The sequence below is a fragment of the Microbispora rosea genome (genome assembly GCF_900156315.1).
GTDB classification, from domain to species: Bacteria; Actinomycetota; Actinomycetes; order Streptosporangiales; family Streptosporangiaceae; genus Microbispora; species Microbispora rosea.
In genome coordinates, this window is sequence record NZ_FTNI01000002.1 from 1 (window position 1) to 13,953 (window position 13,953).

Here is a 13,953-nt window from a genome sequence, read left to right on the forward strand (position 1 = left end):
TCCGGCGAGCCGTTCCCGCACCCGATCTCGGTCGGTTACATCTACATCCTGAAGCTGCTGCACCTGGTCGACGACAAGATCCACGCTCGCTCGACCGGTCCGTACTCGATGATCACCCAGCAGCCGCTGGGTGGTAAGGCGCAGTTCGGCGGCCAGCGCTTCGGCGAGATGGAGGTGTGGGCCCTGGAGGCCTACGGCGCGGCCTACGCGCTGCAGGAGCTGCTGACGATCAAGTCCGACGACGTCCTGGGCCGGGTGAAGGTCTACGAGGCCATCGTCAAGGGCGAGAACATCCCCGAGGCGGGCATTCCGGAGTCCTTCAAGGTCCTCATCAAGGAGATGCAGTCGCTCTGTCTGAACGTCGAGGTCCTCTCCAGCGACGGCATGTCGATCGAGATGAGGGACACCGACGAGGACGTCTTCCGCGCGGCCGAGGAGCTCGGCATCGACCTGTCCCGGCGTCCCCACGAGGGCGCGATGACCGTCGACGAGGTCTGATTCAAAAGGGGATTATCTAGTGCTCGACGTCAACTTCTTCGACGAGCTGCGCATCGGCCTCGCGACCGCCGACGACATCAGGCAGTGGTCGCACGGCGAGGTGAAGAAGCCGGAGACCATCAACTACCGGACCCTCAAGCCGGAGAAGGACGGGCTCTTCTGCGAGAAGATCTTCGGTCCGACCCGGGACTGGGAGTGCTACTGCGGCAAGTACAAGCGCGTCCGCTTCAAGGGCATCATCTGTGAGCGCTGTGGCGTCGAGGTCACGCGCGCCAAGGTGCGCCGCGAGCGGATGGGCCACATCGAGCTGGCCGCTCCGGTCACCCACATCTGGTACTTCAAGGGCGTCCCGTCGCGCCTCGGTTACCTGCTCGACCTGGCCCCGAAGGACCTGGAGAAGGTCATCTACTTCGCGGCGTACATGATCACGCATGTCGACTTCGAGATGCGTGACCGCGACCTGCCGTCGCTGGAGGCGAAGATCTCCGTCGAGCGGCAGCACATCGAGCAGCGCCGTGACGCCGACATCGAGGCCCGCCAGAAGAAGCTCGAGGCCGACCTGGCCGAGCTGGAGGCCAGCGGCGCCAAGGGCGACGCCCGCCGCAAGGTGCGTGAGGGCGCCGACCGCGAGATGCGTCAGCTCCGCGACCGCGCCCAGCGTGAGCTGGACCGGCTCGAGGAGGTCTGGAGCCGCTTCAAGAACCTCAAGGTCCAGGACCTGGAGGGCGACGAGCTGCTCTACCGCGAGATGCGCGACCGGTTCGGCCGCTACTTCCGCGGCGGCATGGGCGCCCAGGCCATCCAGGAGCGGCTGGCCAGCTTCGACCTGGAGGCCGAGGCGGAGAACCTGCGGGAGACCATCCGCAGCGGCAAGGGCCAGAAGAAGGCCCGCGCCCTCAAGCGGCTCAAGGTCGTCGCGGCGTTCCTCAACACCCGCAACTCGCCGAGCGGCATGGTCCTCGACTGCATCCCGGTGATCCCGCCGGACCTGCGGCCGATGGTCCAGCTCGACGGTGGCCGCTTCGCCACCTCGGACCTGAACGACCTGTACCGCCGGGTCATCAACCGGAACAACCGCCTCAAGCGTCTGCTCGACCTCGGCGCGCCCGAGATCATCGTGAACAACGAGAAGCGGATGCTCCAGGAGGCCGTCGACGCCCTGTTCGACAACGGCCGCCGCGGCCGCCCGGTCACGGGCCCCGGCAACCGTCCGCTGAAGTCCCTCAGCGACATGCTGAAGGGTAAGCAGGGTCGTTTCCGGCAGAACCTGCTCGGCAAGCGTGTCGACTACTCCGGCCGTTCGGTCATCGTCGTCGGCCCGCAGCTCAAGCTCCACCAGTGCGGCCTGCCCAAGCAGATGGCGCTGGAGCTGTTCAAGCCGTTCGTGATGAAGCGCCTGGTCGATCTCAACCACGCGCAGAACATCAAGTCCGCCAAGCGGATGGTCGAGCGGTCCAAGCCGGTCGTGTGGGACGTGCTGGAAGAGGTCATCACCGAGCACCCGGTGCTGCTCAACCGTGCGCCCACCCTGCACCGCCTGGGCATCCAGGCCTTCGAGCCGCAGCTCGTCGAGGGCAAGGCCATCCAGATCCACCCGCTCGTCTGCACCGCGTTCAACGCGGACTTCGACGGCGACCAGATGGCGGTGCACCTGCCGCTGTCGGCCGAGGCCCAGGCCGAGGCCCGGATCCTGATGCTGTCCACCAACAACATCCTCAAGCCGGCGGACGGCAAGCCGGTGACGATGCCCACCCAGGACATGGTCATCGGTCTGTACTGGCTGACCACCCAGAAGGAGGGTGGCCGCGGCGAGGGCCGGGTGTTCGCCACGGTGTCGGAGGCTCTCATGGCCTTCGACCGCCACGAGCTGGACATCCAGGCCAAGGTCCAGGTGCGGCTCAAGGACGTCCCGCCGCCGCGGGGCTGGGAGGCCCCCGAGGGCTGGGAGTCCGGAGACCCGATCCGGCTGGAGACCACGCTGGGCCGGTGCCTGTTCAACCAGACGCTGCCCGCCAACTACCCCTTCGTGAACTACCAGGTCGGCAAGAAGCAGCTCTCGGCGATCGTCAACGAGCTGGCCGAGCGGTACCCGAAGGTGGAGGTGGCCAACGCGCTCGACTCGCTGAAGGACGCCGGCTTCTACTGGGCGACCCGCGCCGGTGTCACGATCTCCATCGAGGACGTCGTGGCGCCGCCGAACAAGGCCGAGATCATGGAGTCGTACGAGAGGCGGGCCGACAAGGTCCAGCGGGAGTACGACCGCGGTCTGATCACCGACGAGGAGCGCCGTCAGGAGCTCATCGAGATCTGGACCCACGCGACGGCGGACGTCGAGACCGACATGGTCAACGCGTTCCCGGCGACCAACCCGGTCTGGATGATGGTCAACTCCGGCGCCCGCGGTAACCGCATGCAGGTGCGGCAGATCGCCGGCATCCGTGGTCTGGTGTCCAACACCAAGGGTGAGACGATCCCGCGTCCGATCAAGTCCTCCTTCCGCGAGGGCCTGTCGGTGCTGGAGTACTTCATCTCCACCCACGGCCAGCGGAAGGGTCTGGCGGACACCGCGCTGCGGACCGCCGACTCCGGTTACCTGACCCGTCGTCTGGTCGACGTCGCGCAGGACGTCATCGTGCGCGAGATCGACTGCGGCACCGACCGGGCCGTTCCGCTGCACGTCGGCGAGCGCGACGCCCAGGGCAACCTGGCCAAGGCCGAGAACGCCGAGAGCAACGTGCACGGCCGCATCCTGGCCGAGGACGTCGAGGTGGACGGCAAGCTCATCGCGTCGGCGGGCGTCGACATCAACGACGACGTGGTGACGGCGCTGGTGAACGCCGGCATCGAGACGGTCAGGACCCGCAGCACGCTCGTCTGCGAGGCCAAGATCGGTGTCTGCGCGACCTGCTACGGCCGCTCGCTGGCCACCGGCAAGCTCGTGGACGTCGGCGAGGCCGTCGGCATCATCGCGGCCCAGTCGATCGGTGAGCCCGGCACCCAGCTGACCATGCGTACCTTCCACACCGGTGGTGTGGCGGGCGCCGACATCACCCACGGTCTGCCGCGTGTCCAGGAGCTGTTCGAGGCCCGCATCCCCAAGGGTGTGGCCCCGATCAGCGAGGTCGCCGGCCGGATCCGGATCGACGAGACCGACAAGACCCGCAAGATCGTGGTCACTCCGGACGACGGCTCCGACGAGGTCGCCTACCCGGTGTCGATGCGGTCGCGGCTGCTGGTCTCGGAGGGGCAGCACGTCGACGTCGGCCAGCTTCTGATCGCCGGTGCGCGCAACCCCAACGAGGTCCTGCGCATCCTCGGCCCGCGTGCCGTCCAGCTCCACCTGGTGGACGAGGTGCAGCAGGTCTACCGCTCGCAGGGTGTGTCGATCCACGACAAGCACATCGAGGTCATCGTCCGCCAGATGCTCAAGCGCGTGAACGTGCTGGAGTCCGGCGACACCGAGCTGCTGCCCGGCGAGCTGGTCGAGCGGCCGCGCTTCGAGGCGATGAACCGTCAGACCGTGGCGGAGGGCGGCCAGCCGGCCTCCGGCCGTCCGGTCCTGATGGGCATCACCAAGGCGTCGCTGGCCACCGAGTCGTGGCTGTCGGCGGCGTCCTTCCAGGAGACGACGCGAGTCCTCACCGACGCGGCGATCCACGCCAAGTCGGACTCGCTGCTCGGCCTCAAGGAGAACGTCATCATCGGTAAGCTCATCCCGGCCGGTACGGGCATGCCCCAGTACCGCAACATCCGGGTGGAGCCGACCGAGGAGGCCAAGGCCGCGATGTACACGGTCGGCGGCTACGACGGCTCCGCGGCGGACTACACCTTCGGCTCCGGCAGCGGCGAGGCCGTCCCGCTGGAGGAGTACGACTTCGGCCAGTACGGCCGTTGACAGGTCGCCGCGGTGAGCGATCGCCGCGGCGGGGACGTACGGAAGCGGCCCGGGGCATCCCGCCCCGGGCCGCTTTTCCGTTGTCCGTGTTCCGCGTACGCGCGCGGCGCCGGGCGCGGGTGGCGCGGAAAGCGTGAGAAGCCGCTCGTGGGGACGGTATGATGGGAGGCCGAGTCCTTCGGCGGTCCGGTTTGGGTCGTCGGTGTCGTGGCATGTCGAACAGCGGTGCACGTCCCTCCGTGGTCGTCCTCCTCTGTTTTGACGTGTTGTACGGGGGCGGGTAGGCTTTACCACCGTGCCCGTCTATGGGCTCGCATGCGTGCGCTCAAATGCCGCTTCTCGACGAGAGGGGCGTGCGGGGGGCGCCGCGTGACTCCTCCAGATCGACCGGATCTGCCCGGGTGTGATGCGACTAGCGCGCGACACGCCCGACCGCGGGGGTCGAAGGGGATGGAAAACCAGCAGGTCATGACACCGGCAGTACCTGCAAGCCTGTGAGAGGCGGCGTCGCCACCTCGACCGGGTCCTACGTATCACCGGCTAGGCACGAAACGGAGACGCGGTGCCCACCATTCAGCAGTTGGTCCGTAAGGGCCGGCAGGACAAGGTCAGCAAGACCAAGACTCCTGCCCTCAAGGGGAGCCCGCAGCGGCGCGGCGTTTGCACCCGCGTTTACACGACGACCCCCAAGAAGCCCAACTCGGCGCTGCGCAAGGTGGCCCGTGTTCGGCTCACCAACGGCATCGAGGTCACGGCTTACATCCCCGGGGTGGGCCACAACCTCCAGGAGCACTCGATGGTGCTCGTGCGTGGTGGTCGTGTGAAGGACCTGCCGGGTGTTCGCTACAAGATCATCCGTGGTTCGCTGGACACTCAGGCCGTCCGCAACCGCAAGCAGGCCCGCAGCCGCTACGGCGCGAAGAAGGAGAAGAGCTGACATGCCGCGCAAGGGTTCCCCTGGCCGCCGCCAGCTGGTCGCTGACCCGGTGCACAACTCGCCGCTGGTCACCGCTCTGATCAACAAGGTTCTCCTGGACGGCAAGCGCTCCCTCGCGCAGTCGATCGTCTACGGCGCCCTCGAGGGCTGCAAGGACAAGACCGGCAACGACCCGGTCGTCACCCTCAAGCGCGCTCTCGACAACGTCCGCCCGACGCTCGAGGTGAAGAGCCGCCGCGTCGGTGGCGCCACCTACCAGGTGCCGGTCGAGGTCAAGGCCTCGCGCAGCACCACGCTGGCGCTGCGGTGGCTCGTCCAGTACTCCCGCGCACGCCGCGAGAAGACCATGACCGAGCGGCTCATGAACGAGCTGCTCGACGCGAGCAACGGCCTCGGCGCCAGCGTCAAGCGGCGCGAGGACACGCACAAGATGGCCGAGTCCAACAAGGCCTTCGCCCACTACCGCTGGTAGTGAGCACCGACGACGAGTTAAGGACGCGAAGAAGTGGCCACCACGACCGCTCTTGACCTGGCCAGGGTCCGCAACATCGGGATCATGGCCCATATCGACGCGGGCAAGACCACGACGACTGAGCGCATCCTGTTCTACACCGGCATCAACTACAAGATCGGTGAGGTTCATGAGGGCGCTGCCACCATGGACTGGATGGAGCAGGAGCAGGAGCGCGGCATCACCATCACCTCCGCCGCGACCACCTGCAGCTGGCTTGATCACACGATCAACATCATCGACACGCCCGGACACGTGGACTTCACCATCGAGGTCGAGCGGTCGCTGCGTGTTCTCGACGGCGCGGTCGCGGTGTTCGATGGCGTCGCCGGCGTCGAGCCGCAGTCGGAGACGGTCTGGCGCCAGGCCGACCGGTACGGCGTGCCCCGCATCTGCTTCGTGAACAAGATGGACCGGGTCGGCGCGGAGTTCCACCGCTGTGTCGACATGATGATCACCCGGCTGGGTTCCACGCCGGCGGTCATCCAGCTTCCCTGGGGCGTCGAGGCCGACTTCAAGGGCGTCATCGACCTGGTGAAGATGAAGGGCCTGCTCTGGAGCGCCGAGGCGGCCAAGGGCGAGATGTACGACACCGTCGACATCCCGGCCGACCACGCCGACGCCGCCCGTGAGTGGCGCGACAAGCTCGTCGAGACCGTCGCCGAGAACGACGACGAGCTCATGGAGCTCTTCCTGGAGGGCGTCGAGCCCACCGAGGAGCAGCTCGTCGCGGCCATCCGCCGGGCGACCATCAGCAGCGCGATCAACCCGGTCCTGTGCGGCACCGCCTTCAAGAACAAGGGCGTGCAGCCCCTGCTCGACGCGATCGTCGCCTACCTCCCCGCTCCCACCGACATTCCGGCCTTCAAGGGCCACGCGGTGGGCAACGAGGAGGAGGCCATCGAGCGCCACGCGGACCCGAACGAGCCCTTCGCGGCGCTGGCGTTCAAGATCATGAGCGACCCGCACCTGGGCAAGCTCACCTACATCCGCGTCTACTCCGGAACGCTCGAGACCGGCACCACCGTGGTGAACTCGGTCAAGGGCAAGAAGGAGCGGATCGGCAAGATCTACCAGATGCACGCGAACAAGCGCGAGGAGCGCCCGTCCGCGACCGCTGGTCAGATCGTCGCCGTCATGGGCCTGAAGGACACCACCACCGGCGACACTCTGTCGGACCCGGTCAAGCAGGTCGTCCTCGAGTCGATGACGTTCCCCGCGCCGGTCATCAACGTCGCGATCGAGCCCAAGACCAAGGGCGACCAGGAGAAGCTGGGCACCGCGATCCAGCGGCTGGCCGAGGAGGACCCGTCCTTCCAGGTCCGCCGTGACGAGGAGACCGGCCAGACGGTCATCTGGGGTATGGGCGAGCTCCACCTGGAGATCCTCGTCGACCGGATGCGCCGCGAGTTCAAGGTCGAGGCGAACGTCGGCCGCCCGCAGGTCGCCTACCGCGAGACCATCCGCCGCAAGGTGGAGAAGGTCGAGTACACGCACAAGAAGCAGACCGGTGGTTCCGGCCAGTTCGCGCGCGTGATCATCAACCTGGAGCCGCTGGGCGAGGGCAACGACGGTTACGAGTTCGAGAACAAGGTCACCGGTGGCCGCATCCCGCGGGAGTACATCCCGTCGGTGGACGCGGGCGCGCAGGAGGCGGCCGAGTTCGGCGTGCTCGCCGGCTACCCGATGGTCGGCGTCAAGGTCACGCTTCAGGACGGTGCCTTCCACGAGGTCGACTCGTCGGAAATGGCCTTCAAGATTGCCGGCTCGATGGCCTTCAAGGAGGCCGCGCGCAGGGCAGACGCCGTACTCCTCGAGCCGATGATGGCCGTCGAGGTCACCACGCCCGAGGACTACATGGGAGACGTCATCGGCGACCTGAACGGTCGTCGCGGACAGATCCAGGCAATGGACGAACGGTCCGGCGCCCGTGTGATCAGGGCGCTCGTTCCGCTCTCCGAGATGTTCGGCTACGTGGGCGACCTGCGCAGCCGCACTCAGGGGCGGGCGAGCTACAGCATGCAGTTCGACTCCTACGCGGAGGTGCCCCCGGGCATCGCCAAGGAGATCGTCGCGAAGGCTCGGGGCGAATAGTTCCGCACCACTGTGGCGGGGCGCCGTTGAGATGGTCGCCCCGTAGCCAGAGGGGCTCGGGACAAATCGTTCCGCTCGGTGCACGGCGGGGGAGTGCTCCCGCCGTGCACAGCCTGAGGTAGAAGACGAAAGTCAAGTCAGAATCTCTAAGGAGACAGACCAGTGGCCAAGGCCAAGTTCGAGCGGAACAAGCCGCACGTGAACATCGGCACCATTGGGCACATCGACCACGGCAAGACCACTCTGACCGCGGCGATCACCAAGGTGCTTCACGACCGTTTCCCGCAGCTCAACGAGGCGACCCCGTTCGACAAGATCGACAAGGCGCCCGAGGAGAAGGCTCGCGGAATCACCATCTCCATCGCGCACGTCGAGTACCAGACCGAGAAGCGCCACTACGCCCACGTGGACTGCCCCGGTCACGCCGACTACGTGAAGAACATGATCACCGGTGCCGCCCAGATGGACGGTGCGATCCTGGTGGTCGCGGCGACCGACGGTCCGATGCCGCAGACGAAGGAGCACGTCCTCCTGGCCCGCCAGGTCGGCGTCCCCTACATCGTCGTGGCCCTCAACAAGGCCGACATGGTCGACGACGAGGAGATCCTGGAGCTCGTCGAGCTCGAGGTCCGCGAGCTGCTGTCCGCCCAGGAGTTCCCGGGCGACGACCTGCCGGTCGTGCGCGTCTCGGCGCTGAAGGCGCTCGAGGGCGACGAGAAGTGGGGCGACTCCATCATCGAGCTCATGAACGCCGTGGACGAGAACGTCCCCGAGCCCGTTCGTGACACCGACAAGCCGTTCCTCATGCCGATCGAGGACGTGTTCTCGATCACCGGTCGTGGCACCGTCGTCACCGGCCGTATCGAGCGCGGTGTCGTCAAGGTCAACGAGACCGTCGACATCATCGGCATCAAGGAGAAGAGCACCACGACGACCGTCACCGGCGTCGAGATGTTCCGCAAGCTCCTCGACGAGGGCCAGGCCGGTGACAACGTCGGTCTGCTCCTCCGCGGCATCAAGCGTGAGGACGTCGAGCGCGGCCAGTGTGTCATCAAGCCGGGCACGACCACCCCGCACACCGAGTTCGAGGCGCAGGTCTACATCCTGTCCAAGGACGAGGGCGGCCGCCACACGCCGTTCTTCAACAACTACCGTCCTCAGTTCTACTTCCGTACGACTGACGTGACGGGCGTCGTGAACCTGCCGGAGGGCACCGAGATGGTCATGCCCGGTGACAACACCGAGATGACCGTCCAGCTCATCCAGCCGATCGCGATGGAGGAAGGCCTCAAGTTCGCGATCCGTGAGGGTGGCCGCACCGTCGGCGCCGGTCGCGTCACGAAGGTCATCAAGTAGCAGCACCGCTGGGCGGCGGTCGGGTCCACCGGGCCTGACCGCCGCACCGCGCAGGGGCCGGCGACGGCCCCCCACGGACGACGAGACCGTGATCTCGCAGTGCTTTCGGCCGCACTTCGACCGAAGTCACTGCCAGATCACGGAACACCGGACCGAATCCGGGCGTCGGTCATGTGGAAACAGACCTGCGGCAACAGGCCGCGCGAAGCTTTATAGGACGACAGCGAAGGACACCGAGGCCATTATGGCGGGACAGAAGATCCGCATCCGGCTTAAGGCGTATGACCACGAGGTCATCGACAGCTCGGCCAAGAAGATCGTCGAGACGGTGACGCGGACCGGCGCCAAGGTCGCTGGCCCGGTGCCGCTGCCGACCGAGAAGAACGTGTACTGCGTCATCCGGTCGCCGCACAAGTACAAGGACAGCCGCGAGCACTTTGAGATGCGTACGCACAAGCGGCTGATTGACATCATCGACCCGACGCCGAAGACGGTTGACTCGCTCATGCGTCTCGACCTTCCCGCCGGCGTGGACATCTCGATCAAGCTGTAAGGAACGCACTGACATGGCTAAGCAGATCAAGGGCGTCCTGGGCAAGAAGCTCGGCATGACCCAGGTCTTCGATGAGGCGAACCGGGTGATCCCGGTCACCGTCGTCGAGGCCGGTCCGTGCGTGGTGACCCGGGTCCGCACTCCGGAGAAGGACGGCTACTCCGCCGTCCAGCTCGGCTACGGGCAGATCGACCCGCGCAAGGTGAACAAGCCCCTGGGCGACTACCTGCGCAAGCACGACATCACCCCGCGCCGCTACTTCGCCGAGGTTCGCACCGACGACGCCTCCGAGTACACGGTCGGCCAGGAGCTCCTCGCCGACACCTTCGAGGCCGGCCAGTACATCGACGTCACTGGCAAGAGCAAGGGCAAGGGCTTCGCCGGTGTCATGAAGCGCCACAACTTCCGTGGTCTGGGCGCTTCGCACGGTACCCAGCGCAAGCACCGCTCCCCGGGTTCCATCGGCGGTTGCGCCACCCCGGGCCGCGTCTTCAAGGGCCTGCGCATGGCCGGCCGGATGGGCAACGTCCGCACGACGGTCCAGAGCCTCAAGGTGCACGCCGTGGACGCCGAGAAGGGCCTCATCCTGATCAAGGGTGCGATCCCCGGCGCCAACGGCAGCCTGGTTCTCCTCCGCACCGCTGCCAAGAAGGGGGTTGCTGCGAAGTGACCACGACCATTGACGTCCTCGACGCCAGCGGCGCCAAGACGGGGACCGTCGACCTCCCCGAGGAGGTCTTCGGGGCCAAGGTCAACGTCCCGCTGATCCACCAGGTGGTCGTCGCCCAGCTCGCCGCTCGCCGGCAGGGGACCCACGCCACCAAGACCCGTGGCGCCGTTTCCGGCGGCGGCAAGAAGCCGTACCGGCAGAAGGGCACCGGCCGCGCCCGCCAGGGCTCGACCCGCGCGCCGCAGTTCGCCGGCGGTGGCACCGTCCACGGCCCGCAGCCGCGCTCGTACGAGCAGCGGACGCCCAAGAAGATGAAGGCGGCCGCCCTCAAGGGCGCGCTGTCCGACCGGGCCGGCGGCGGCCGCGTCCACGTGGTGGACAGCCTCGTCACGGGTGACACGCCCAAGACCAGGGCCACCCTGGAGGCGCTGCGCAAGATCACGCAGGCCCGCAGCGTTCTCGTCGTGGTCGACGAGAACGACGAGCTGACCTGGCTCAGCCTGCGCAACGCGCCCGAGGTCCACCTGCTGGACGCGGGACAGCTGAACACCTACGACGTGCTGTGCCACGACGACGTGGTCTTCACCCGTGAGGCCTACGACCAGGTCGTGGCCCGGCTGGCGAACAGCGGGAAGGAAGAGGCCTGATGCAGAAGATCGCCGACCCGCGCGACATCATCCTCAAGCCGATCGTCTCCGAGAAGAGCTACGGCCTGATCGATGAGCACAACAAGTACACGTTCCTGGTGCGCAAGGGTGCCAACAAGACGCAGGTGAAGATCGCCGTCGAGCAGATCTTCGGCGTCAAGGTGACCGGCGTGAACACGATCAACCGCCAGGGCAAGCGCAAGCGGACCCGGCACGGCTACGGCCAGCGCCCGGACACCAAGCGCGCGATCGTGAGCCTGGCCGAGGGCGAGCGGATCGACATCTTCGGTCAGATCGGCTAGCACCTGCCGCAGCGGGGAGAGGGGCCCCTCGCCTCCGAGCGAGGGACTCGCCCCAATGAGTAAGCACCGCGGGGACCGCCGAGAGGCGGACCCCGACCGGTACGAACCGACGAAGGATGAACGAAAGAGATGGGCATCCGTAAGTACAAGCCGACGACTCCGGGTCGTCGCGGCGCGAGCGTCTCGGACTTTGCCGAGATCACGCGCAGCACCCCGGAGAAGTCGCTGCTTGCCCCACTGCACAGCAAGGGCGGCCGTAACGTCCACGGCCGGGTGACCGCCCGGCACCAGGGAGGCGGGCACAAGCGCGCCTACCGGATCATCGACTTCCGCCGCCACGACAAGGACGGGATCCCGGCCAAGGTCGCGCACATCGAGTACGACCCGAACCGGACCTCCCGCATTGCGCTGCTCCACTACGCCGACGGCGAGAAGCGCTACATCCTCGCCCCGGTCGGCCTCAAGCAGGGGGACCGGATCGAGAACGGCCCCACGGCCGACATCAAGCCGGGCAACTGCCTCCCGCTGCGCAACATCCCGACCGGTACCTTCATCCACGCGGTGGAGCTCCGCCCGGGTGGCGGCGCCAAGCTCGGCCGCAGCGCCGGCGCGCAGATCCAGCTGCTCGCCAAGGAGGGCATGTACGCCACGCTGCGTATGCCGTCCGGAGAAATGCGCCAGGTCGACGTGCGCTGCCGGGCCTCGGTGGGCCAGGTGGGCAACGCCGAGCAGGGCAACATCAGCATCGGCAAGGCCGGCCGCAACCGCTGGAAGGGCAAGCGCCCCACGGTCCGCGGTGTCGCCATGAACCCGGTCGACCACCCGCACGGTGGTGGTGAGGGCAAGACCTCCGGTGGTCGTCACCCGGTGAACCCGAAGGGTAAGCCCGAGGGCCGTACCCGGCAGCCGAACAAGCCCAGCGACCGGCTGATCATCCGTCGTCGGAGCAAGAGGAAGAAGCGGTAGGAGCAGCCGAAATGCCACGTAGTCTTAAGAAGGGTCCCTTCGTGGACGATCACCTTCAGAAGAAGGTGGACGCCCAGAACGAGAAGGGCACCAAGAACGTCATCAAGACGTGGTCGCGGCGCTCCATGATCGTGCCCGACATGATTGGTCACACGATCGCCGTGCACGACGGCCGCAAGCACGTCCCGGTGTTCGTCACCGAGTCGATGATCGGTCACAAGCTCGGTGAGTTCGCCCCCACGCGGACGTTCCGCAGCCACGTCAAGGAAGACCGCCGCAGCCGGCGGTAAGCGCCTTCAAGCCAGCAGTTAGAGGAGAAAGCGATGGAAGCCAGGGCACAGGCGCGGTACGCGCGCCACACGCCCCGGAAGGCCCGCCGCGTGGTGGACCTCATTCGCGGGCTGCCCGCTTCGGAGGCGCAGGCCGTGCTGCAGTTCGCTCCCCAGTCGGCGAGCGAGACCGTTTACAAGGTGCTCTCGAGCGCGATCGCGAACGCTGAGCACAACTTCAAGCTCGACCGGGACACGCTCTTCGTGAGCCGGGCATGGGTCGACGAGGGCCCGACGCTCAAGCGCTTCCGCCCGCGTGCCCAGGGTCGTGCCTATCGGATCAACAAGCGGACCAGCCACATCACCGTGATCGTGGAGTCCCGCGAGCCGAAGGGAAGGACCCGCTAGTGGGCCAGAAGGTTAACCCGCACGGGTTCCGCCTCGGCATCACGACCGACTTCAAGAGCCGGTGGTACGCCGACAAGCTGTACAAGTCGTACGTCGCCGAGGACGTGGCGATCCGGCGCATGCTGCAGAAGGGCATGGAGCGGGCCGGCATCTCCAAGGTCGAGATCGAGCGCACGACCGACCGCGTCCAGGTCGACATCCACACCGCCCGGCCGGGCATCGTCATCGGCCGTCGCGGCGCGGAGGCCGACCGCATCCGCGGCGACCTGGAGAAGCTGACCAAGAAGCAGGTCCAGCTGAACATCCTCGAGGTGAAGAACCCCGAGATCGACGCACAGCTCGTCGCGCAGGGCGTGGCCGAGCAGCTGTCCAGCCGCGTCTCGTTCCGCCGGGCCATGCGCAAGGCCATGCAGTCCGCCATGAAGAGCGGGGCCAAGGGCATCCGTGTCCAGTGCTCCGGCCGTCTGGGCGGCGCCGAGATGTCGCGCTCGGAGTTCTACCGCGAGGGCCGCGTGCCCCTGCACACGCTCCGCGCGGACGTCGATTACGGCTTCTACGAGGCCCGCACCACCTTCGGCCGCATCGGCGTGAAGGTGTGGATCTACAAGGGCGAGGCCCCGACCAGCCGCTCCGAGCGGGAGGCGGCCGCGGCCGGCGCCCGCGCGAGCCAGCGTCGTGAGCGCGACGACCGTCGCGGTGGCGCGGGCGAGCGTCCGCGTCGTGGCGGCGAGCGTCCGCGTCGTGGCGGCGCGGGCCGTAACGACCGTGCACCCAGGACTGAGGCGGCCGCGCAGGCCGCCCCCGAGACCGGCCCGGCGGAGCAGCCGGGTGCTGAAGGGAGCTGACC

General features: G+C 67.3%; 14 protein-coding genes. All 14 read left to right on the forward strand.

The features are described from left to right. Positions 1-498 (forward strand): DNA-directed RNA polymerase subunit beta (locus tag BXA11_RS02685; RefSeq protein WP_483237916.1); only part of this gene is annotated, 498 nt, incomplete at its 5' end. A 19-nt stretch (positions 499-517) separates the two neighbouring features. After that, positions 518-4,393: a DNA-directed RNA polymerase subunit beta' gene (locus tag BXA11_RS02690; RefSeq protein ID WP_076432501.1), complete on the forward strand. Its 3,876-nt coding sequence runs from the start codon at positions 518-520 to the stop codon at positions 4,391-4,393. A gap of 562 nt (positions 4,394-4,955) precedes the next feature. Next, positions 4,956-5,330: a 30S ribosomal protein S12 gene (gene rpsL, locus BXA11_RS02695; protein WP_030508316.1), complete on the forward strand. Its 375-nt coding sequence runs from the start codon at positions 4,956-4,958 to the stop codon at positions 5,328-5,330. A 1-nt stretch (position 5,331) separates the two neighbouring features. Beyond that, positions 5,332-5,802, forward strand: coding sequence for a 30S ribosomal protein S7 (gene rpsG, locus BXA11_RS02700; RefSeq protein ID WP_030508317.1), 471 nt, complete (start codon positions 5,332-5,334; stop codon positions 5,800-5,802). An 84-nt stretch (positions 5,803-5,886) separates the two neighbouring features. After that, on the forward strand, positions 5,887-7,935 hold the full coding sequence (fusA, locus tag BXA11_RS02705) for an elongation factor G (protein WP_051761814.1): 2,049 nt from the start codon (positions 5,887-5,889) through the stop codon (positions 7,933-7,935). Positions 7,936-8,097: 162 nt separating this feature from the next. Continuing rightward, a complete protein-coding gene (gene tuf / locus BXA11_RS02710) occupies positions 8,098-9,291 on the forward strand; it encodes an elongation factor Tu (RefSeq protein WP_030508319.1) in 1,194 nt (397 codons plus the stop codon). A 244-nt stretch (positions 9,292-9,535) separates the two neighbouring features. Continuing rightward, positions 9,536-9,844: a 30S ribosomal protein S10 gene (gene rpsJ, locus BXA11_RS02715; RefSeq protein WP_012887830.1), complete on the forward strand. Its 309-nt coding sequence runs from the start codon at positions 9,536-9,538 to the stop codon at positions 9,842-9,844. A 13-nt stretch (positions 9,845-9,857) separates the two neighbouring features. Next, positions 9,858-10,514 (forward strand): 50S ribosomal protein L3, encoded by a 657-nt coding sequence (rplC, locus tag BXA11_RS02720; RefSeq protein WP_030508320.1) that lies wholly within the window; start codon positions 9,858-9,860, stop codon positions 10,512-10,514. Then, entirely contained in the window at positions 10,511-11,161 is a 651-nt protein-coding gene (rplD, locus tag BXA11_RS02725; RefSeq protein ID WP_076432503.1) for a 50S ribosomal protein L4, read from the forward strand. The genes rplC and rplD overlap by 4 nt, the downstream gene beginning before the upstream one ends. Continuing rightward, positions 11,161-11,463, forward strand: coding sequence for a 50S ribosomal protein L23 (rplW, locus tag BXA11_RS02730; protein ID WP_076432505.1), 303 nt, complete (start codon positions 11,161-11,163; stop codon positions 11,461-11,463). The genes rplD and rplW overlap by 1 nt, the downstream gene beginning before the upstream one ends. Before the next feature lie 129 nt (positions 11,464-11,592). Beyond that, positions 11,593-12,429 (forward strand): 50S ribosomal protein L2, encoded by an 837-nt coding sequence (gene rplB / locus BXA11_RS02735; protein ID WP_076432507.1) that lies wholly within the window; start codon positions 11,593-11,595, stop codon positions 12,427-12,429. 11 nt (positions 12,430-12,440) lie between these two features. Beyond that, positions 12,441-12,719, forward strand: a complete 279-nt coding sequence (gene rpsS / locus BXA11_RS02740) for a 30S ribosomal protein S19 (protein ID WP_030508324.1) — start codon at positions 12,441-12,443, stop codon at positions 12,717-12,719. Between the two features lie 33 nt (positions 12,720-12,752). Continuing rightward, positions 12,753-13,106 (forward strand): 50S ribosomal protein L22, encoded by a 354-nt coding sequence (gene rplV, locus BXA11_RS02745; RefSeq protein WP_036328517.1) that lies wholly within the window; start codon positions 12,753-12,755, stop codon positions 13,104-13,106. Next, the gene (rpsC, locus tag BXA11_RS02750; RefSeq protein WP_076432510.1) at positions 13,106-13,951 is read left to right on the forward strand and encodes a 30S ribosomal protein S3; all 846 of its coding nucleotides are present in this window, start codon (positions 13,106-13,108) and stop codon (positions 13,949-13,951) included. Before rplV ends, rpsC begins: the two co-directional genes overlap by 1 nt. The last annotated feature ends 2 nt before the right edge of the window (positions 13,952-13,953 follow it).

Excerpts from the sequence above, each read along its gene's own strand:
- rpsG (WP_030508317.1), top strand. The coding sequence starts at position 5,332 with ATGCCGCGCAAGGGTTCCCCTGGCCGCCGCCAGCTGGTCGCTGACCCG.
- fusA (WP_051761814.1), top strand. The coding sequence starts at position 5,887 with ATGGCCCATATCGACGCGGGCAAGACCACGACGACTGAGCGCATCCTG.
- rpsJ (WP_012887830.1), top strand. The coding sequence starts at position 9,536 with ATGGCGGGACAGAAGATCCGCATCCGGCTTAAGGCGTATGACCACGAG.
- rplC (WP_030508320.1), top strand. The coding sequence starts at position 9,858 with ATGGCTAAGCAGATCAAGGGCGTCCTGGGCAAGAAGCTCGGCATGACC.
- rplW (WP_076432505.1), top strand. The coding sequence starts at position 11,161 with ATGCAGAAGATCGCCGACCCGCGCGACATCATCCTCAAGCCGATCGTC.
- rplB (WP_076432507.1), top strand. The coding sequence starts at position 11,593 with ATGGGCATCCGTAAGTACAAGCCGACGACTCCGGGTCGTCGCGGCGCG.
- rpsS (WP_030508324.1), top strand. The coding sequence starts at position 12,441 with ATGCCACGTAGTCTTAAGAAGGGTCCCTTCGTGGACGATCACCTTCAG.
- rplV (WP_036328517.1), top strand. The coding sequence starts at position 12,753 with ATGGAAGCCAGGGCACAGGCGCGGTACGCGCGCCACACGCCCCGGAAG.